Raw genomic sequence first — 17,712 nt, 5'->3', positions numbered from 1 at the left:
CGCTCACCGGGTGCCGCCGCGCGGGGTGCGTCCTGCGGTGGTGGTGCGGGCCGGCTGCGGGACGCTGCCGCGCGCGTCGGCCTCGGGCGCCGGGGCGGCGTCGGCCTCGGTCTCGGCCTCGGCCTCCGGCTCGGCTTCGGCCTCCGCTTCGGGGGCGGGCTCAGCCTCGGAGGCGGCCTCGGGGGCGGGCGGGGACGCCGTACCCGCACCCGCCCCCGCCGCGATGTTCCGCGCGGCGTTCGCGTCGTCGGCCGTCACCGCCGTCTGCCAGCCGTGCCGGTCCAGGGCCCTGACCAGCGCCCTGACCATCTCCGGGTCGAACTGGCTGCCCGCGCACCGCTCCAGCTCGGCCACGGCGGTCCGCACCGGCCGCGCCCGCCGGTAGGAGCGGGTGGAGGTCATCGCGTCGAAGGCGTCGGCGACGGCGACCACCCGGGCGAACTCGGGGATCTGCCGCCCCGCGAGCCCGTACGGGTAACCGGTGCCGTCGAGCCGTTCGTGGTGGTGCAGGATCGCCGAGCGGGCCTCGCCGAGGAAGCCGATGCCGCGCACCATCTCGTGGCCGTACTCGGGGTGCAGCTCGATGACGCGGCGCTCCTCCGGGGTGAGCGGGCCCTCCTTGCGCAGCACCCGGGTGGGGACGCCGAGCTTGCCCACGTCGTGCAGGATCCCGGCGAACCGCAGGACCTCCAGCCGCTCGCGCTCCATGCCCAGCTCGTGCGCGATCATCACGGACGCCCTGCCGACCCGCTCGCTGTGGCCGCGCGTGTACTTGTCCTTGATGTCGACGGCCTGGACGAGCGCCCTGATGGTGGCCTGGTGCGCCGCGCGCTCCCGGTGGTACTGGGCGAAGACCCAGCAGGAGATGTACATCGGCAGCAGCACGAAGAGCGCGGAGAGCGGCCCGTACGGACTGCGCCACAGGACGGCCATCATCAGCCCGGCGAGTCCGTGCGCGCCGTGCGAGGCCAGCGACCGGGGCAGCAGTCCGCGCCAGGCGGTACGGGCCGGCAGCCGCTCTGCGGTGACGAGGATGCCGCCGTCCAGGGCGGCGAGCACCAGGCAGAAGGCGAGGGCCGCGGCGCCGGCCGGCAGCAGGACGTACGGGAAGTCGGGCGCGGCGAGGCCGTAGCCCCCGCCGCCGAGCGCGACGGGCCCGCCGAAGACCAGGTGCGCCCGCGCCGCTGCCCAGGTGGCGACGGCGAGCTGGGCGGCGCGCCAGATCCGCCGGGCGCCTTCGGGCCGCTGCTCGACCCGGCCGAGCACGGCGCCGGGCACGGCGACCAGCGCGGCGGCGGACGGCGGCAGCAGGAAGGCCGCGGCGAGCAGGACGGGGAAGAACGATCCGGCGGCGACGGGTACGGACCCGCCGAGCGCGCGTCCGGGGAAGTGCAGCCGGTAGCGGGCGGGCATCTCGCAGAAGGCGTACAGCGCGGCGAGCAGCAGGACGGCCGGCCAGGGGACGGGCGACGGCCTGCCGGGACGCAGCGCGGGCAGCACGCAGAGGGTCGCGAAGAGCGCGGTGCACAGGATGTACGCGCGCGCCGCACCCGGTATGGCCCTCACGGCGTCGCCGCCCCTCCTCGGCCCGGCCCCCGGCAGGGGCTCACCCAGCCCTCGCAGGGCTCAAACAGACGGTCAGGCTAGCGAGTTGGGCGTCGGCGAGCGGAATTATGCGACTGATTAGCACCTTCGGGTGACAACCGGACGGAACAAGCAGTAGGGGCGTACGGCGCGATGCGCCGTACGCCCCTACGAAATCCGTCGTGCGTTGCCGGTCAGTCCTTGGCCGCACCCGGCAGGTTCGCGCCGGAAGCGGTCACGTCGTGGTCAGGAACGGTCTGTCCCGATCGCACCAGGTCGATCCGGCCCATGACCTTGGCCCGCAGGTCGGCGGGTACGTCGTCCTGACCGCAGCACCGCTTGACGAGCTTCTTCACGGCCTGTTCGAGACCGTACTTCTCCAGGCACGGGGAGCATTCCTCGAAGTGCACCTCGAACTTGGTGCAGTCACTGTCGGGCATCTCGTGGTCGAGAAACTCATACAAGTGATCGAGGACTTCGCTGCAATCCGTCTCATGCGGCTCTCCGCAGCTCATGAGCCCGAACCTTTCCGATCGTCGGACGACTCTCCGGCACCCGCCGGGACGAGCCCGCGCTCACGGGCGTAGTCCTCCAGCATGCCGCGTAGCTGACGGCGACCGCGGTGCAACCGCGACATCACCGTGCCGATGGGTGTACCCATGATGTCCGCGATCTCCTTGTAGGCAAAGCCCTCTACATCGGCGAGATAAACCGCGATGCGGAACTCTTCGGGAATCGCCTGCAGGGCGGACTTCACGTCGGAGTCCGGGAGATGGTCGAGCGCCTGCGACTCGGCGGAGCGCAGCCCGGTCGACATGTGCGACTCGGCGCGCGCGAGCTGCCAGTCCTCGATCTCCTCGGCGGCGCTGCGCTGAGGCTCCCGCTGCTTCTTGCGGTACGAGTTGATGAAGGTGTTCGTGAGGATGCGGTACATCCATGCCTTGAGATTCGTGCCCTCACGGAACTGGTGGAACGAGCCGTACGCCTTCGCGTACGTCTCCTGCACCAGATCCTCGGCGTCGGCCGGGTTGCGCGTCATGCGCAGCGCGGCCGAGTACATCTGGTCGAGGTAGCCCAGGGCATCGCGCTCGAAGCGCGCACTGCGCTCCGCAGTGGTCTCTTCGGCGCGGCCGTCGTCGGTCCCTGAAGTCCCCGCGTCGGTCCCAGTGACCGGACCCACCTCCTCCAACGCTGTGGCGGATCCAAAAGCGGACCCACTCGAATCGGAGAATAGTCGACCTTGCTTCGACGGGGCGGTCCGGTCCGGTGCGCCGACCGTCACAGCCGGCGCCGGCTTACCGGCGGCCAGCACCGTCCACGCCAGGTCAGTGCCGTCCGAACGGCGGGGGCACATGGTCGAACCCATACGACGGACTCCCTCTCACGCTTGGTGTACCAACGTTTCTGTCAACAGTGGTCGCATCCTCAGCATTCCCGGGGTTTTCCGAGCCAGGAAGCGACCCCTTCGACCAGCGTGTCCAGCGCCTCGGCCTCGCTCAGCGGGGCCCGTTTGGGGATGCCGAAGCTGTGGTCGGCGTACGGGATCTCCAGCAGTTCGTTTCCGCCGCCGGGGAATTCGGCGGGGAATTCGGCGGGCTTGCCGAACGGGTCGTTGCCGCCCTGGACGACGAGCGTGGGCACCCCCGCGCCGAGCAGCTCGGCCGCGCGCGACTTCTCGGGCCTGCCCGGCGGGTGCAGCGGGAAGCTCAGTGCCAGTACGGCGTGGGCGCCCAGCTCGGCCGCCGTACGGCAGGCGACCCGGGCCCCGGCGCTGCGGCCCCCGGCCACCACCGGCAGCCCGGGTGCGCCGAGCGCCGGCCACAGCGCGCGCCAGCCGGTGTCGAGGGTCTTCGGGGCGGGGGCGAGCTTCTTGCCCGCCACCCGCCAGGGCTGCTCCACCAGGGCGACGGTGACGCCGCGCGCGGGCAGGGCGGCGGCGAGCGCCTGGAGGTCGCGGGCCTCGATTCCGCCGCCGGCGCCATGGCCGACGGCGAGGACGAGACGGGCGCGCGGGGCGTGGTGCCAGGTGATCCTGGCCTCTCCGGCCGGTGTCTCGACGCTGGTCACGGGATTGGTTGGCGCAGGATTGCTTGGCGCAGGATTGCTTGTCACCGGGCCATCGTGCCGGGTGGCGGCTCAGAACAGCGTGCTCTCCTCCGGCGCCGCCAGCTCCTCCAGCAGTTCGGGTCCGTTGTTGCGGACGTTGCTGACGGACGTGCCGACCGGGTACGCCCGCATCAGCCCCGCGGGCGGCGGTGCGAGCAGCCCGGTCAGCTCGTCGGGGTCCGTACGCGCCGGGTCGAGCCAGGCGTCCCAGCGGTCCGGGGTCAGCATGAGCGGCATCCGGGGGTGGATGTCGGCCAGCGAGCCCGGCCCCTCGGCGGGGGCCACGCCGAGCGGGGTCTTCTCGGCCTCCGTGGTGATCACGGAACAGGTCACCCACCAGGCGCGCGGGTGGTCGTCGGGCAGCGTCCGGTCGCGCCAGAACTCGTAGAGCCCGGCGAGCGCCATCACCGAGCCGTCGGCCGGGGTGACGAAGTACGGCTGCTTGCGCGTCCGCTTCTTCTTGCCCTGCTCCTCCAACTGCCGCTCGTCGCTGCCGGTGACCCACTCGTAGTACCCGTCGGCGGGCAGGATGCAGCGGCGCGAGAGGAAGGGCCTGCGGAACGACGGCTTCTCGTGCACGGTCTCGGCGCGCGCGTTGATCAGCCGGGCGCCGCCCTCGGGCGTCTTGGCCCAGGACGGCACGAGTCCCCATTTCAAGGTGCGGAGCTGGCGAACCGGAGCGGGGTCGTTCGCGTCTTTCACCGCGCGTTCGAGGATCGCGTAGACCTCTTTGGTCGGCGCCACGTTCCAGTCGGGCGCCAGGGTCTCCTCGGGGTTCCACTTCTCCACCCCGAAGAGACCCTGAAGGTCTTCGGGCCGCCTGCTCGCCGCATACCGTCCGCACATAGATGCCAGACTGCCACGACGCAAACCCTGTTGAGGAGCCGCCGGAGAAATGGCCAGCATCGACCCCGCCTCGATCGGCGAACTGTGGGACCGCGTCTTCGGCAGCCAGCCGGCGCCCGACGAATGGGTGGTGTACGTGACGGCCGTGCTCGCCCTGGCCGTCGTCGTACCGCACCAGGTCTGGCGAATAGCGCGGAACGCCGTGACCATCGCGCACGAGGGCGGCCACGGGCTGACGGCCCTGGTCACGGGCCGCAGACTCGACGGGATCCGGCTGCACTCGGACACCTCGGGGCTGACCGTCAGCCGGGGCAAGCCCTCCGGGCTCGGGATGGTGCTGACGGCCGCTGCCGGCTACCCGGCGCCGCCGCTGCTCGGACTCGGCGGGGCCTGGCTGCTCGCCGCGCACCACATCACGCTGTTCCTCTGGCTGGCGACGGTCCTGCTGATCGCGATGCTGGTGATGATCCGCAACGCGTACGGGGTCTTCACCGTCGTCGTCACCGGCGCGGCCTTCCTGCTGGTGTCCTGGCTGACCGGACCGCAGGTGCAGGCGGCGTTCGCGTACACAGCCGTGTGGTTCCTGCTGCTGGGCGGGGTGCGCCCGGCGTTCGAGCTCCAGTCCAAGCGGCGGCGCGGCGGGGCGGCCGACTCGGACGCCGACCAGCTCGCGCGGCTGACCGGGGCGCCCGCCGCGATGTGGCTGTTCCTCTTCCACGCCGTCTCGCTCTGCTCGCTGATCGGCGGCGGACGCTGGCTGCTCGGGCTCTGAGGCGCTCTGCGGTGCTCCGAGACGTCCTGAGGCGCCCTGAAGCCCGGTGCCGTCGATTCGGTCGTAGCACTGGCTGATTACGTCTGAGTACCTGATGGTTACGTCCTGGTTTCACAGTATTTGATCAGGATCAGGGTCGGCCCTCAGCCACTAAAGTGAAGGCATGACCGAGAGTTCCGTGCAGCCCGCCCTCTGGCCCGCCCCCTACGCGAGCAGGACCGTCGAAGCGACGGTCACCGTGCCCGGCTCCAAATCGGTCACCAACCGCGGTCTCGTCCTCGCCGCGCTGGCCGCCGAGCCCGGCTGGCTGCGCCGGCCGCTGCGCTCCCGGGACACCCTGCTGATGGCGGAAGCACTGCGCGCGATGGGCGTCGGCATCGAGGAGACCGTCTCGTCCAGCTCGGGCGGCGCAGGTACCGCGAGCACCGCGGGCAGCACGGGCGAGGCATGGCGGGTGATCCCCGCGGGGCTGCACGGCCCGGCCACGGTCGACGTCGGCAACGCGGGCACGGTCATGCGCTTCCTGCCGCCCGTCGCCGCCCTCGCCGACGGTCCGGTCCGCTTCGACGGCGACCCCCGCTCGTACGTGCGCCCGCTGGGCGCCGTCATCGAGGCGCTGCGGGTCCTCGGCGCGCGGATCGACGACGACGGCCGCGGCGCCCTGCCGCTGACGGTGCAGGGCGCGGGCGCGCTGGACGGCGGTTCGGTACGGATCGACGCCTCGGCGTCCTCGCAGTTCGTCTCCGCGCTGCTGCTGTCGGGGGCCCGGTTCAACCAGGGCGTCGAGGTACGGCATGTCGGCTCGGCGCTGCCGTCGATGCCGCACATCCGGATGACGGTCGACATGCTGCGCGCGGTCGGTGCCCAGGTCGACGAGCCGGAGACCGGCGGCGAGGCCGATGTGTGGCGGGTCTCCCCCAGCGCGCTGCTGGGCCGCGATCTGACCGTCGAGCCGGATCTCTCCAACGCGCAGCCCTTCCTGGCCGCCGCGCTGGTCACCGGCGGCCGGGTCACCGTCCCCGACTGGCCCGTGCGCACCACGCAGCCCGGGGACGCGCTGCGCGCGATCTTCACCGAAATGGGTGGCTCCTGCCGCTTCGAGGCGACGACCGAGGGCAGCAGCCTCACCTTCAGCGGCACCGGGCGGATCCATGGCATCGACGTCGATCTGAGCGAGGTCGGGGAGCTGACCCCCGGTATCGCCGCCGTCGCCGCGCTCGCCGACTCGCCCTCCACCCTGCGGGGCGTCGCCCATCTGCGGCTCCACGAGACGGACCGGCTGGCCGCGCTCACCAAGGAGATCAACGAGCTGGGCGGCGATGTCACGGAGACGGCCGACGGGCTGCACATCCGGCCGCGCCCGCTGCACGGGGGCGTCTTCCACACGTACGACGACCACCGGATGGCGACGGCGGGCTCGATCATCGGCCTGGTGGTCGACGGGGTGCAGATCGAGAACGTGGAGACGACGGCCAAGACCCTGCCGGACTTCCCGCTGATGTGGGCCGACATGCTCGCGGGTGCGGGAGCCTGACGCGATGCGCCGCTACGGCAAGAACCCCGACGAGGACGACATCCGCTCCCGCCCCAACCCCAAGGGCAACCGGCCGCGTACCAACATCCGCCCCAAGCACGAGGACGCGGCCGAGGGCATGGTGCTGACCGTCGACAGGGGCCGGCTCACCTGTCTCGTCGACGACCGGCCCGTCCTCGCGATGAAGGCGCGCGAACTGGGCCGCAAGGCGGCGGTCGTGGGCGACCGGGTCGGCCTGGTCGGCGATCTGTCGGGCAAGAAGGACACGCTGGCGCGGATCGTACGGATCGAGAAGCGCACCTCGGTGCTGCGCCGCACGGCCGACGACGACGACCCGTACGAGCGCGTGATCGTCGCGAACGCCGACCAGTTGGCCGTGGTCACCGCGCTCGCCGACCCCGAGCCGCGCCCCCGGCTGATCGACCGCTGCCTGGTCGCCGCGTTCGACGCGGGGCTCGAACCGCTGCTGGTGCTGACCAAGTCGGACCTGGAGTCGCCCGACGAACTCCTGGAGATCTACCGGACGCTCGGCGTCCGCTACGTCGTCACGCGGCGGGACGAGCTGGCCACCGGCGAGGCGGCCGAGCAGGTGCGGGAGTATCTCGACGGCCGGGTCACCGCGTTCGTCGGGCATTCGGGCGTGGGCAAGACGACCCTGGTCAACGCGCTGGTCCCGAAGGACAGGGAGCGCAGCACCGGCCTGGTCAACGCGGTGACGGGGCGCGGCAGGCACACCACGACCTCGGCGCTCGCGCTGCCGCTGGCCAAGGCGGACGGATGGCTGATCGACACGCCGGGCATCCGGTCCTTCGGGCTGCACCACATCGATCCCTCGCGCATCGTGCTCGCCTTCCCCGACCTCGTACCGGGTACGGAGAACTGCCCGCGGGCGTGCAGCCATGACGAGCCCGACTGCGCGCTGGACGCGTGGGTGGCGGAGGGTCACGCCGATCCGGCCAGGCTCTATTCGCTGCGGCGGCTTCTCGCCACGCGCGAGCGGCGCGAAGGTGACTGACGGACCGGCGTTTGCGGCCCGCCGACGTTGGTAAGTGCATAATCGCACCCAAGCGATACGAAGCAGTCACCGACGGGGAGGCACTGAAACAATGGCGTGGCTGCTGGTTGTGGTCGCCGGAATCCTGGAGACGGGCTTCGCCGTCTGTCTCAAACTGTCCCACGGCTTCACCCGGTTGTGGCCGACGATCGCCTTCGCGAGCTTCGCCCTCGGCAGTTTCGGGCTGCTGACGCTCTCTCTGAAGAAGCTGGACGTCGGTCCCGCGTACGCGGTGTGGACCGGTATCGGGGCCGCGGGCACCGCGATCTACGGAATGATCTTCCTCAACGACGTCGTCTCGGTGCTCAAGCTGGTCTCGATCTCGTTCGTGATCATCGGGGTCATCGGTCTGCAGCTCTCGGGCTCGGCGCACTGACGGCTGCCGCACCCGGTCCCGCCACCACCGATCTGACGAGCCGTCCGACGGGCTCGTCGGCCGGGGCGACCACCTGGGCGAGCGCGAGCCGTACCGCCAACTCGCAGTGGTCGGGCGGCTCGGGGTCCAGCGCGGCGGCCGATCTGTCCCGTACCAGCGCCACCAGATCGGCCGGCGCGGAACGGGCCGCTCTGGGCGGCGGCAGCCGGTCCCCCCAGCAGCCGGTGAGTAACGCGCGCAGCACGGGCCTGGCAGCCGCCTCGCCGACGGTCCACTCGGCGACGGAGACGAGCCGCTCCCCCGCGTCGCCGCGCTGTGCCAACAGCCGCTCCACACCGAGCAGATAGCGGTCGGTCTCGCGGCGCACCAGCGCGCGGGCCAGCCCGTCCTTGCCGCCGAACTCGTTGTAGAGGGTCTGCCGGGAGACGCCGGCGGCCGACGCGACGTCGACCATCCTGACGGCGGTCCAGGGCAGGTCGCCGATCGCCGACAGTGCGGCGTTCAACAGGGCTTCACGCGCAGCAGGCATCAGCGCCTCCGGGTCCTGTCGGCTCTGCGCTCAGAGTTGACGCGCCGTCGCTCACTGTCAAGAGCAGCGGCAGCCACCCTCGGGCGGGCCCGCTGGCCCGGGGTCCTGACCGGTCGATACTGTGACGACCATGCCCGACTACCACGATGATCTGCGCCTTGCCCATGTCCTCGCCGACGCCGCGGACGCGGTGACCATGGACCGGTTCAAGGCTCTGGACCTGAAGGTCGAGACCAAACCGGACATGACTCCGGTGAGTGAGGCCGACAAGTCGGCGGAGGAGCTGATCCGCGGCCAGTTGCAGCGGGCCAGGCCGCGCGACGCGATCCTCGGCGAGGAGTTCGGCATCGAGGGCACGGGACCGCGCCGCTGGGTGGTCGACCCGATCGACGGTACGAAGAACTACGTGCGCGGTGTGCCCGTCTGGGCGACGCTGATCTCGCTGATGGTGGCAGGCGAGGGCGGCTTCGAGCCGGTGGTCGGCGTGGTGTCGGCGCCCGCGCTCGGCCGCCGCTGGTGGGCGGCGAAGGGCGGCGGCGCTTATACGGGCCGCAGCCTGTCGTCGGCGACCCGGCTGCATGTCTCGAAGGTCGCGCGGATCAAGGACGCGTCGTTCGCGTACTCGTCCCTCAGCGGCTGGGAGGAGCAGGGGCGGCTCGACGGCTTCCTCGATCTGACCAGGGCCTGCTGGCGCACCCGGGGCTACGGTGACTTCTGGCCGTACATGATGGTCGCCGAGGGGTCGGTCGACATGTGCGCCGAGCCTGAGTTGTCCCTGTGGGACATGGCGGCCACCGCGATCGTCGTGCAGGAGGCGGGCGGCGACTTCACGGGGCTCGACGGGCGCCCGGGTCCGCACAGCGGCAACGCGGCGGCTTCGAACGGTGTGCTGCACGAGGAATTGCTCGGATATCTCAACCAGCGCTACTGACAGCGCCGCTGGCGCCGGGCGTGCGCTCCTGCTCCGTGCGCCCCCTTGTTGACTCCGCGTAGGCGTGTCACTCTAAGAGTCCGCCCACTTGTGAACTTGTGAATTCTTTCTCACGAGGCGGTCCACTCCAGGAGGTGGCTGCGGCCATGCTGGTACGCGACGCAATGACCTCGGTGGTGCTGACCATCGGGCCCACCCATACGCTCCGGCAGGCCGCCAGACTGATGGCCGAGCGCCGCGTCGGCGCGGCCGTCGTGCTGGACACGGACGACTGCGGGATCGGCATCCTCACCGAGCGCGACATTCTCGTGTCGATCGGCAAGGACCAGAGCCCGGACACCGAGACGGCGTGCTCCCACACCACGACCGATGTCGTCTTCGCCTCCCCCGACTGGACGCTGCAGGAGGCGGCTGGGGCCATGTCGAACGGCGGCTTCCGCCATCTGATCGTGCTCGACGAGCGCGAGCCGGTGGGCATCGTCTCCGTACGCGACATCATCCGCTGCTGGGCGCCGGCCGCCGTGCAGCCGGTGCTCGCGGGCTGACCTGGCCGCCGGTCCTGCCGATCCCGTATTGGACTTCGTCCAAGTCGAGCAGGCATCCAAAGCCGTACTCGATCGGGACCTGAGGTGCCTCCCTGTTAGGCTTGCCCCTATGAGTGACCTGTTGGAACGACTTCGCGGACGCGGCTGGCGCATGACGGCGCAGCGGCGCGTGGTGGCCGAGGTCCTCGACGGCGACCATGTGCATCTGACGGCCGACGAGGTGCACGCGCGTGCCGTGGCCAGGCTGCCGGAGATCTCCCGCGCGACCGTCTACAACACCCTGGGCGAGATGGTCACCCTCGGTGAGGTCATAGAGGTGTCGACGGACCGCCGCGCCAAGCGGTACGACCCGAACGCGCACCGTCCGCACCACCACTTGGTGTGTTCGACCTGCGGCACGATCCGCGACGTGCACCCGACCGGCGATCCGCTGGCCGAGCTGCCGAGCGGCGAGCGCTTCGGCTTCACGGTCTCGGACGTCGAGGTCACCTACCGGGGCACCTGCCCGGAGTGCGCTTCCGCGTGATCGTCTCCGCTTGACCGCTTCTGCCTGATCCATGATCGAAGGCAATGACCGAAGGCCCGGAACTCTTTCGAGTTCCGGGCCTTCGATTTCAGTAGCGGGGACAGGATTTGAACCTGCGACCTCTGGGTTATGAGCCCAGCGAGCTACCGAGCTGCTCCACCCCGCGCCGTTGAACTGAACGTTACGTCACGGCGCCGACCAGAGCAAATCCCCGTTTCACCGCACCGGCGCCCCCGGCCCCAGGGGTATGCCGACCGCCCACCAGACCAGGAACAGCGCCGTCCACGCCACCGTCATCGCGACCGCGAGCGGCAGCGTGTACGAGGCGAGCGTGCCGATCCCCGCGCTCTTGCGGTACCGCTGGAGGAAGCCCAGCGCCATCAGGAAGTACGGACTCATCGGCGTGATCGCCGTCGACCCCGAGTCCGCGATCCGGAACAGCGCCTGGGTCGTCTCGGCGGGGACGCTCACGAGCATCAGCATCGGCACCAGTACGGGCGCCGCCAGCGCCCACATCGCCGAACCGCTCGTCACCATCACGTTGACCAGCGTCAGCAGGAGCAGGATCAGCAGGAAGACCAGCACGATCGGCATCCCGCTGCGCTCCAGCGCCTCCGCGGCCCGCACCGCCAGCACATCGCCGATCCGGGTCCAGTCGAAGTACGCCAGGAACTGGGCGATCGCGAAGAACAGCACCAGCACGGGAGCCATCTGCCTGATGCCCTGGGCCATCAGCTTCGGTACGTCGGCCGCCGAGGTGATCGACCCCGACCGGTACCCGTACACGGTGCCGACCAGGCCGAAGACGAACGCCACCACCGCGGCGATGCCGTCCAGGAACGGCGATTCGACGATGCTGCCGCCCTCGCCCCGCAGCGGCGACGAGGCCGGCACCATCGCGGCGACGAGCACCACCAGCGTCACGAGCAGCGTGATGACGGCGGCCCGCAGCGCCGAGCGCTCCTTCGTGCTGAGCGAGAGCGCGCCCAGGTCCTCCAGGTCGGCGTCCGGATCGGCGTCCAGGTCCGGCCTGCGGCTCAGCACGAACCGCGTCACCAGCGTGATGACGGCGGCCAGCAGCAGCGAGGAGACGATGTTGAAGAACCAGTTGCTCAGCGGTGAGACATAGGCGTCGTCCCCGCCGACGATCTTCGCCGCCGCTGTGGTGATGCCGGCGAATATCGCGTCGTTGGGGGTCGGCACCGGACTCGCGTCGTAGCCGGAGGCGATGGCCGTGTAGGACACCACGATGCCGAGGATCGGCGAGCGCCCGACGGCCCGGAAGGCAAGACCGCCCAGCGGTACGAGAATGATGTACGCGGCGGCCGAGGCGACATGGGCCACCGTCCCGGCGAAGGCGACGGCGAACACGACCCAGGACGCGGACACCCGCGAGACGCTGACCCGCATCAACGCGTCGAGGAACCCGGTGCGTTCGGCCACGGCGACCCCCATGATCACCACGACGATGGTGGCCATGGGAGGGAAGGTGGCGAAGTTCTCGATCATGGTGGAGACGGCCATCGCGAGACCGTCACCGCTGAGCAGGTTCTGCACGACGACGGTCTTGTGGTCGCTCGGGGAGATGACGGAGACGTCGGCCGCCGCCAGGACGGCGCTCACCACGGCGAGAATCGCGGAGAGGATCCAGAAGAGCCAGAACGGATGCGGCAGGGCGTTGCCCGCGCGTTCGATGACGGCCATCGCGCGGACGAGGCGCGGCAGTTCGGTCCCGTCGGAGGGCGGCGGCGGCCCGTCAGGTCTGTTCGGTGGTGCGGTCGACGTGGTCATGGGGAGCGGCTCCTTGCTCGGGTCGGCGGATCAGTGGTGGCCGTGCGGCCGGGGCTGGTGCTGGTGCCGGGGCTGCGGCGTACGGAAGTCGCGTACGAAGTCCCACAGGACATCGGCGGCCTCCACGGTCTGGGTCGTGTATCCGCCGCCGCTGTAGCTGTCGGCCCCGGGCCAGGTGTGTCCGCCGTCCGTGACGGCCACGTGCCGCACCTCGGCGCCCCGGTCGCAGCCGCTCCAGCGGGAGACGGTGATGTCGGGCTCGACGACCCGGACGCTCGCGCGGCTCCGGCAGCCGTTGAGCGCGGCCTTGCCCGCCACCCATGTGTCGATCGCGGGCAGGCCCCGGTCGGCGTCCCCGGCGTACGGGATCGTCACGTCACCGGTGCCATGGAAGTCGATCATGGGCATCGGGCGGGTGGGCCCGCACTCCTCCCCTGTCGGGTAGAGGGCCGCCGCCACCGGCGCGATCGCGGCGATCCGGTCGGCCATCCGGCAGGCGAGCAACGTGGCCACGAACCCGGCCCCGTTGGACTTCCCGGTGGCGTACACCCGCCGCTCGTCCACGCACAGGGTGGCTTCGAGCCGGTCGAGCAGATCACCGGTGAAGGCGACGTCGTCGACACCGGCCGCCGCGTACGGCGCGCCCTGCCAGGCCTGCCGGTCGCCGTCGCCCGTACCGATCACGCCCTCCGGATAGACGACCACGGCAGGCAGCGTCGACAGCTTGGAGAACTCCTCGGTGCCGGCCCCGGTGTTGCCGCGCCCGTGGAAGGCGAGCACCACCGGCCAGTCCCGCTTCGTCCCGTACCCGGCGGGGAGGTGGAGGCGGTACGCGCGGTCCCGGCCGCCGCTGCTGATCGTGTGCGCGGCGCTGGTGCCGGCCGGCTGGGGCGGGGGCAGCTTGCACGCGGACTTCGCCGCGGGCCGGGCGGTGGTGGCCGCGGCGGCGGGTCCGGCGGCGGCGACCGCTCCGGCGACCAGCGCCAGGCCGATGACGGCGCTCGCCAGCCGCCGGAGGGGGCCGCTGCTCCTGCTGTCGCTTCCGGTGGTGCGGTTCATGGCAGGCTCCTTCTGCCGGACGCCGGGGGGCGGACGGCTGGACGGTTCTGGGACGGGGGTGCCCCGGGCGTGCGGGGGCGGGGACGCGCGCGGCGCGTGACTGTGACGGGTGGCGCACGGGCCCGGCGGTACGAGCCGTCGAGCCGTTGGTGCTGCGGCACCGCGCGCGCCGTGAAGTGAGGGCGGCGCGGCGCCGGTCGGTCAGCGGAGCCCGGTGGGTGCGGCGGGCGCTGTGCGGTGGGTGGGGTGCGGTGTGCGGATACGGATCATGCGCGGATACGGGTCAAATGGTCAGCCACTCCTCGACGAAGGCGGTCACCCGGCCTGCCACCGCCTCCAGGATCGCCTTCCCGTCCTCGGCGCTCACCCGGCGCGGGTCGCCGAGCACGCCGTTCTCGCTGAGCCGGTCGTAGCGCACGGCGAGCGCGGGGTGGTTCGTGCGGCGGGCGAGCCGGGAGAGCGGATCGAGCTGCCCGGTGGACGTCGTCCCGGCGGCCAGCCGGTCGGAGTGCACCAACTGCGGTGCGAGGTACAGCATCTGGGCGGTCTCGGCCTCTCCGCTGTGCCCGTGCACCTCGCTGACACCCAGCTCCGCGATGACGTCGTTGGCCAGCACGGTGACGGGGGTCCAGGCGAACTGGAGGTCGGGGTGGGTGGTGAGCAGGTCCTGCGCCACCGTGGTCAGGGTGGCGTTGTTGCCGCCGTGACCTGTCACCACGAGGATCTTCCGCCAGCCGTGCCGGTAGAGGCTGGCCACGTACTCCCGCACCACGGCGGCCAGGGTGGTCGTGGTCAGGGTGACCGTGCCGGCGAAGGCCAGATGGTGCGGGGAGACGCCGATCGGCAGCGGCGGGCCGATCACCACCCGCCCGGGGAGCCGGGCGGCCACGGCGTCGGCCACGCCTTCGGCCCGGATCGTGTCCGTGGCCAACGGCATGCCGGGACCGTGCTGTTCGCACGCACCGGCCGGGATGATCACCACCGGGCTCGCCGTGACGGCGTCGGCCGCCTCGACCGTGGTCATCTCCGCCAGCCGGGCCGGCCGTCCGCCGCTCATCGGCCCGCCTCCTCGGTGGCGGACGACGCACCCGAGGACCGCGGACCTGGCAGGCCGGGGCCGGGAGAGTCGGGATCAGGGAAGTCGGCGGCGATGACCGCCGTGCGGATGGCCGCGAGGTGGGTACGCGTCAGCCGTTCGGCCGCGTCCGCGTCGCCGTCCCGTACCGCCTCGAAGATCTCCACATGCTCGGCGTGGTCCCGCGCACGGTCGTTGTAGCGGTGCCGGATCTCGACCTGCTCACGTGCGCGTACCTGGAGCAGTGCCTCGACGGCCTCGCGCAGCAGCGCGTTGCCGCTGGCGGCGGCCAGCTCCACATGGAAGTGCACCGCCCGCAGCTCAGGACTCCGCGGTGGGTGCAGCGCGTTGACGGCCGCCGCCTCCAACTGCCGTACCGCAGCGGACTCCCGGACCCGCGCCGCGGCTGCCGCCACGGCGGGCTCCAGGACCAGCCGTGCCTCGACGAGTTCCAGCACCGAGCGCCGACTGGCCCGGGGCAGATGGGGGTTGGCGAGCAGCCGCCGCTCACTGCCGGGCCCCACATACGTCCCCGAACCGTGCCGGAACTCCACCACGCCCGTGGCCTCAAGCCTGCGCAGGGCCTCGCGGACCGTGGGCGTGGTGACGTCGAACCGGCGGGCCAGGTCACGGGAGGACGCCAACGCGTCCCCGGGAACCAGCCGTTCGGTCCGGATGATCTCGACGATGCTGTCCGCCAGATGCTCGGACAGTGACCCTTCACTGCGACTCATAAAGTGAATAGATCACTTGATCTCTCGGGGTGTCAATGCTCCTGACAGGATCGGTTCCGCCCCGCCGCCCCGCCGGTCCGACCGCCGGGCGGTCGGACCGTCAGGCGGTCAGGCGGTCAGTTCCTGGTGCAGCGCCTCGCGCAGCCGGGCGGCGCGCTCGGACACCTCGGCGGGGCCGAGGTCCATGGCGCGGGCGCACCAGCGCTGCCCCTCGGTCAACTCGCCCCTGCGGGCGGCCAGCAGGGCAAGGCGCAGCGCGGCGCGGCCGTGCCCGGCCTGGGCGGCGCGGGTCCACCACAGGGCGGCCTCGCGCTCACCGCCCTCGCGTACGAGCAGCAGCCCGAGGTTGAAGGCGCCGTTGCGGCTGCCCGCCTCGGCCGCCTCGCGGTACCAGCGGGCGGCCTCCGCGATGTCACCGCGCCCGGCGGCGAGCATGCCGACCCGCACCTGGGCGCGGCGGTGCCCCTGCTCGGCAGCGCGCTCGTACCACTGCTCGCACTCGGTCTTCTCGGTGTGCGTCTCGCCGAGCGCCGGGGGGCCCGGCGGGGGCAGCCGCGAGTCGAGCAGGGCTGCGAGCCGGAACGCCGCCTCGGCGCTGCCGCCGCCCGCGGCGCAGCGCAGATGCCGCTCCGCCGACTGCTCGTCGCCGTCCCGCAGGCAGGCGATGCCCACCTGGAGGGCGGCTTCCGTGTGCCCGGCCGCAGCCGCGCGCTCGTACCAGCGCAGCGCCGAACGGTCGTCGCCGCGGCCCGCGTAGAGGATGCCGAGGTTGAACGCGGCGTCCACGCTGCCCGCTTCGGCCGCCTTGGAGAACCACGGCTCGGCCCCGGTCGGGTCGTCGGCCTGGAGCAGCAGGACGGCGAGCGCGTTGGCGGCTTCGCGGTGGCCCGCGTAGGCGGCGCGGCGGTACCACTGCTCGGCCTGGCCCGTACGCTCCTGGGCGGCGCAGAGCAGCCCGAGGTTGTACGCGCCGTTGACATCGCCCGCGTCCATCGCCGCGCGGTACCAGCGCTCGGCGCTCTGCTGCTCGCCGCGGGCCGCGTGCAGCGCGCCGAGCGCGTTGGCCGCGTTCCCGTCGCCGTCCTGGGCGGCGCGCAGCCACCAGATGGCGGCGCTCTCCTCGTCGCCCGCGTCGCGGAGCAGGAAGCCCAGCGCGCAGGCGGCCCGCGCCTCGCCGTCCTTGGCGGAGTTCAGATACCAGCGGCCGGCTTCCTTCAGCTCGCCGCGCCGCTCCAGGATCGAGCCCAGGTGCAGGGCGGCCCTGCGGTGGCCGCGCGCGGCTGCCTGCCGGTACCACTGCGCGGCCTCGGCGAGCAGCGCGGGCGCCGCGTCCTCGGTGGAGCGCACGGCCTCGCGGGCACGCCGCTCCAGGGCCATGGCGAGCCGGTAAGCGGCCTCGCGGTGGCCCTGTTCGGCGGCGGCGCGCAGCCAGCGCTCGGCGCCGACGTCGCTGCGGTGCTCCAGCAGGTCGGCGAGCGCGTAGGCGCCCAGCGCGTGGCCCTGTTCGGCGGACTGGCGCAGCCAGTACTCGGCGGCGGGCTCGTCGCCGCGCTCGCGGTAGTGCCGGCCGAGGGCGTGCGCCGCGGCGGCGGAGCCGGCGACGGCGGCGATCCGCCACCAGCCGGCCGCCTCGTCGGGGTAGCCGCGCTGCTGGAGCAGGACGCCCAGGTTGTTGGCCGCCGCGCGGTCGCCGTCGGAGGTGGCGGCGCGGAGGTAGGGCTCGGCCGCGTCGAGGTCGCCGCGGCGCAGCAGCAGGGCGCCGAGCGTGCTCATCGCCGCCGTGTCGCCCGCGTCGGCGGCGGCGCGATGGCGCGCCTCGGCCTCGGCGTCGGCGGTTTCCACGGCGGACGCCGTACTGTCGGCAGCGCTGTCGGCCCCGAAACCTCCCGTTTCGGGCCGTTGCACAAACCGCCCTGTCTCCAACAGAGTTGTCCTATCCCCCATAAAATCCATCGTCGCACCACCCGCTACCCGCGCACACCTGGTATATCGCGTGCGACAAGGTCACTTCAGCGTTTTGTCGACATGCCCACAGAGAGACAAGTCAAACACGGTCGGGGCCAACTCCACCGACCTGAAACACACTTGGGACACATCCGTACAGACGTACGCCAAGGGCCCGGATCCTGAAGGATCCGGGCCCTTGACCATGAGTAGCGGGGACAGGATTTGAACCTGCGACCTCTGGGTTATGAGCCCAGCGAGCTACCGAGCTGCTCCACCCCGCGCCGTTGTGTCCCAACCGTACCA

At 71.9% G+C, this 17,712-nt stretch carries 18 protein-coding genes and 2 tRNA genes; 7 read left to right on the top strand and 13 right to left on the bottom strand.

The genetic code is table 11. From position 1 onward, the window contains the following. Nucleotides 1-3: 3 nt before the first annotated feature. The 5 genes from ACZ63I_RS23520 to ACZ63I_RS23500 all read right to left on the bottom strand — a co-directional run bounded on the left by ACZ63I_RS23520 (nucleotide 4) and on the right by ACZ63I_RS23500 (nucleotide 4,536). On the bottom strand, nucleotides 4-1,566 hold the full coding sequence (locus tag ACZ63I_RS23520) for an HD-GYP domain-containing protein (protein WP_469340954.1): 1,563 nt from the start codon (nucleotides 1,564-1,566) through the stop codon (nucleotides 4-6). Nucleotides 1,567-1,778: 212 nt separating this feature from the next. Then, a complete protein-coding gene (gene rsrA / locus ACZ63I_RS23515) occupies nucleotides 1,779-2,099 on the bottom strand; it encodes a mycothiol system anti-sigma-R factor (protein WP_469340953.1) in 321 nt (106 codons plus the stop codon). Then, a complete protein-coding gene (locus ACZ63I_RS23510) occupies nucleotides 2,096-2,764 on the bottom strand; it encodes a sigma-70 family RNA polymerase sigma factor (RefSeq protein WP_041984627.1) in 669 nt (222 codons plus the stop codon). Before ACZ63I_RS23510 ends, rsrA begins: the two co-directional genes overlap by 4 nt. A gap of 245 nt (nucleotides 2,765-3,009) precedes the next feature. Further along, complete coding sequence (locus tag ACZ63I_RS23505) at nucleotides 3,010-3,651, bottom strand: alpha/beta hydrolase family protein (protein ID WP_469340952.1); 642 nt, start codon at nucleotides 3,649-3,651, stop codon at nucleotides 3,010-3,012. 69 nt (nucleotides 3,652-3,720) lie between these two features. Continuing rightward, nucleotides 3,721-4,536, bottom strand: a complete 816-nt coding sequence (locus ACZ63I_RS23500) for an SOS response-associated peptidase (protein ID WP_469340951.1) — start codon at nucleotides 4,534-4,536, stop codon at nucleotides 3,721-3,723. A 49-nt stretch (nucleotides 4,537-4,585) separates the two neighbouring features. Here ACZ63I_RS23500 and ACZ63I_RS23495 point away from each other — a divergent pair, with 49 nt between their 5' ends. From ACZ63I_RS23495 to ACZ63I_RS23480, 4 genes are all read left to right on the top strand, one after another. Beyond that, a complete protein-coding gene (locus tag ACZ63I_RS23495) occupies nucleotides 4,586-5,308 on the top strand; it encodes a M50 family metallopeptidase (protein WP_469340950.1) in 723 nt (240 codons plus the stop codon). 163 nt (nucleotides 5,309-5,471) lie between these two features. Continuing rightward, a complete protein-coding gene (aroA, locus tag ACZ63I_RS23490) occupies nucleotides 5,472-6,842 on the top strand; it encodes a 3-phosphoshikimate 1-carboxyvinyltransferase (RefSeq protein ID WP_469340949.1) in 1,371 nt (456 codons plus the stop codon). 4 nt (nucleotides 6,843-6,846) lie between these two features. Continuing rightward, nucleotides 6,847-7,857: a ribosome small subunit-dependent GTPase A gene (gene rsgA / locus ACZ63I_RS23485; RefSeq protein ID WP_469341122.1), complete on the top strand. Its 1,011-nt coding sequence runs from the start codon at nucleotides 6,847-6,849 to the stop codon at nucleotides 7,855-7,857. Nucleotides 7,858-7,948: 91 nt separating this feature from the next. Further along, the gene (locus ACZ63I_RS23480; RefSeq protein ID WP_041984642.1) at nucleotides 7,949-8,272 is read left to right on the top strand and encodes a DMT family transporter; all 324 of its coding nucleotides are present in this window, start codon (nucleotides 7,949-7,951) and stop codon (nucleotides 8,270-8,272) included. Here ACZ63I_RS23480 and ACZ63I_RS23475 read toward each other — a convergent pair. Continuing rightward, the gene (locus ACZ63I_RS23475; protein ID WP_469340948.1) at nucleotides 8,238-8,801 is read right to left on the bottom strand and encodes a TetR/AcrR family transcriptional regulator; all 564 of its coding nucleotides are present in this window, start codon (nucleotides 8,799-8,801) and stop codon (nucleotides 8,238-8,240) included. The two genes, ACZ63I_RS23480 and ACZ63I_RS23475, sit on opposite strands and share 35 nt — an antisense overlap. 130 nt (nucleotides 8,802-8,931) lie before the next feature. Between ACZ63I_RS23475 and hisN the strand changes: the two genes are divergently transcribed. The 3 genes from hisN (at nucleotide 8,932) to ACZ63I_RS23460 (ending at nucleotide 10,803) form a co-directional block, all read left to right on the top strand. Continuing rightward, nucleotides 8,932-9,732 carry a histidinol-phosphatase gene (gene hisN, locus ACZ63I_RS23470; RefSeq protein WP_469340947.1) on the top strand — a complete coding sequence of 267 codons (801 nt, stop codon included), beginning with the start codon at nucleotides 8,932-8,934 and terminating at the stop codon, nucleotides 9,730-9,732. Between the two features lie 146 nt (nucleotides 9,733-9,878). Beyond that, nucleotides 9,879-10,277: a CBS domain-containing protein gene (locus ACZ63I_RS23465; RefSeq protein ID WP_469340946.1), complete on the top strand. Its 399-nt coding sequence runs from the start codon at nucleotides 9,879-9,881 to the stop codon at nucleotides 10,275-10,277. Nucleotides 10,278-10,386: 109 nt separating this feature from the next. Continuing rightward, on the top strand, nucleotides 10,387-10,803 hold the full coding sequence (locus tag ACZ63I_RS23460) for a Fur family transcriptional regulator (RefSeq protein WP_063779614.1): 417 nt from the start codon (nucleotides 10,387-10,389) through the stop codon (nucleotides 10,801-10,803). Between the two features lie 92 nt (nucleotides 10,804-10,895). Here the strand turns inward: ACZ63I_RS23460 and ACZ63I_RS23455 are convergent. The 7 genes from ACZ63I_RS23455 to ACZ63I_RS23425 all read right to left on the bottom strand — a co-directional run bounded on the left by ACZ63I_RS23455 (nucleotide 10,896) and on the right by ACZ63I_RS23425 (nucleotide 17,690). Further along, nucleotides 10,896-10,969 (bottom strand) — tRNA-Met (locus ACZ63I_RS23455). A 50-nt stretch (nucleotides 10,970-11,019) separates the two neighbouring features. Continuing rightward, entirely contained in the window at nucleotides 11,020-12,594 is a 1,575-nt protein-coding gene (locus tag ACZ63I_RS23450; RefSeq protein ID WP_469340945.1) for an AbgT family transporter, read from the bottom strand. A gap of 30 nt (nucleotides 12,595-12,624) precedes the next feature. Next, nucleotides 12,625-13,653: a CE1 family esterase gene (locus tag ACZ63I_RS23445; RefSeq protein WP_469340944.1), complete on the bottom strand. Its 1,029-nt coding sequence runs from the start codon at nucleotides 13,651-13,653 to the stop codon at nucleotides 12,625-12,627. 283 nt (nucleotides 13,654-13,936) lie between these two features. Beyond that, nucleotides 13,937-14,710, bottom strand: a complete 774-nt coding sequence (locus ACZ63I_RS23440) for a creatininase family protein (RefSeq protein WP_469340943.1) — start codon at nucleotides 14,708-14,710, stop codon at nucleotides 13,937-13,939. After that, complete coding sequence (locus tag ACZ63I_RS23435) at nucleotides 14,707-15,462, bottom strand: FadR/GntR family transcriptional regulator (protein ID WP_469340942.1); 756 nt, start codon at nucleotides 15,460-15,462, stop codon at nucleotides 14,707-14,709. The genes ACZ63I_RS23440 and ACZ63I_RS23435 overlap by 4 nt, the downstream gene beginning before the upstream one ends. A gap of 108 nt (nucleotides 15,463-15,570) precedes the next feature. Continuing rightward, nucleotides 15,571-17,415, bottom strand: coding sequence for a tetratricopeptide repeat protein (locus ACZ63I_RS23430; protein ID WP_469340941.1), 1,845 nt, complete (start codon nucleotides 17,413-17,415; stop codon nucleotides 15,571-15,573). A 201-nt stretch (nucleotides 17,416-17,616) separates the two neighbouring features. Then, nucleotides 17,617-17,690, bottom strand: a tRNA-Met gene (locus tag ACZ63I_RS23425). Between the last annotated feature and the right edge of the window lie 22 nt (nucleotides 17,691-17,712).

Source organism: Streptomyces sp. NPDC087906 (assembly GCF_055584925.1).
The sequence above is the reverse complement of the archived record's forward strand: the minus strand, read 5'-3'. Positions and strand labels throughout refer to the sequence as shown.

What these genes read in the sequence shown, in the direction of transcription:
- ACZ63I_RS23450 (WP_469340945.1), bottom strand. Translation starts at nt 12,594, where the DNA reads ATGACCACGTCGACCGCACCACCGAACAGACCTGACGGGCCGCCGCCG.
- ACZ63I_RS23475 (WP_469340948.1), bottom strand. Translation starts at nt 8,801, where the DNA reads ATGCCTGCTGCGCGTGAAGCCCTGTTGAACGCCGCACTGTCGGCGATC.
- aroA (WP_469340949.1), top strand. Translation starts at nt 5,472, where the DNA reads ATGACCGAGAGTTCCGTGCAGCCCGCCCTCTGGCCCGCCCCCTACGCG.
- ACZ63I_RS23430 (WP_469340941.1), bottom strand. Translation starts at nt 17,415, where the DNA reads ATGGATTTTATGGGGGATAGGACAACTCTGTTGGAGACAGGGCGGTTT.
- ACZ63I_RS23435 (WP_469340942.1), bottom strand. Translation starts at nt 15,462, where the DNA reads ATGAGTCGCAGTGAAGGGTCACTGTCCGAGCATCTGGCGGACAGCATC.
- hisN (WP_469340947.1), top strand. Translation starts at nt 8,932, where the DNA reads ATGCCCGACTACCACGATGATCTGCGCCTTGCCCATGTCCTCGCCGAC.
- ACZ63I_RS23480 (WP_041984642.1), top strand. Translation starts at nt 7,949, where the DNA reads ATGGCGTGGCTGCTGGTTGTGGTCGCCGGAATCCTGGAGACGGGCTTC.
- ACZ63I_RS23460 (WP_063779614.1), top strand. Translation starts at nt 10,387, where the DNA reads ATGAGTGACCTGTTGGAACGACTTCGCGGACGCGGCTGGCGCATGACG.
- ACZ63I_RS23495 (WP_469340950.1), top strand. Translation starts at nt 4,586, where the DNA reads ATGGCCAGCATCGACCCCGCCTCGATCGGCGAACTGTGGGACCGCGTC.
- ACZ63I_RS23465 (WP_469340946.1), top strand. Translation starts at nt 9,879, where the DNA reads ATGCTGGTACGCGACGCAATGACCTCGGTGGTGCTGACCATCGGGCCC.
- rsgA (WP_469341122.1), top strand. Translation starts at nt 6,847, where the DNA reads ATGCGCCGCTACGGCAAGAACCCCGACGAGGACGACATCCGCTCCCGC.
- ACZ63I_RS23445 (WP_469340944.1), bottom strand. Translation starts at nt 13,653, where the DNA reads ATGAACCGCACCACCGGAAGCGACAGCAGGAGCAGCGGCCCCCTCCGG.
- ACZ63I_RS23500 (WP_469340951.1), bottom strand. Translation starts at nt 4,536, where the DNA reads ATGTGCGGACGGTATGCGGCGAGCAGGCGGCCCGAAGACCTTCAGGGT.
- rsrA (WP_469340953.1), bottom strand. Translation starts at nt 2,099, where the DNA reads ATGAGCTGCGGAGAGCCGCATGAGACGGATTGCAGCGAAGTCCTCGAT.
- ACZ63I_RS23440 (WP_469340943.1), bottom strand. Translation starts at nt 14,710, where the DNA reads ATGAGCGGCGGACGGCCGGCCCGGCTGGCGGAGATGACCACGGTCGAG.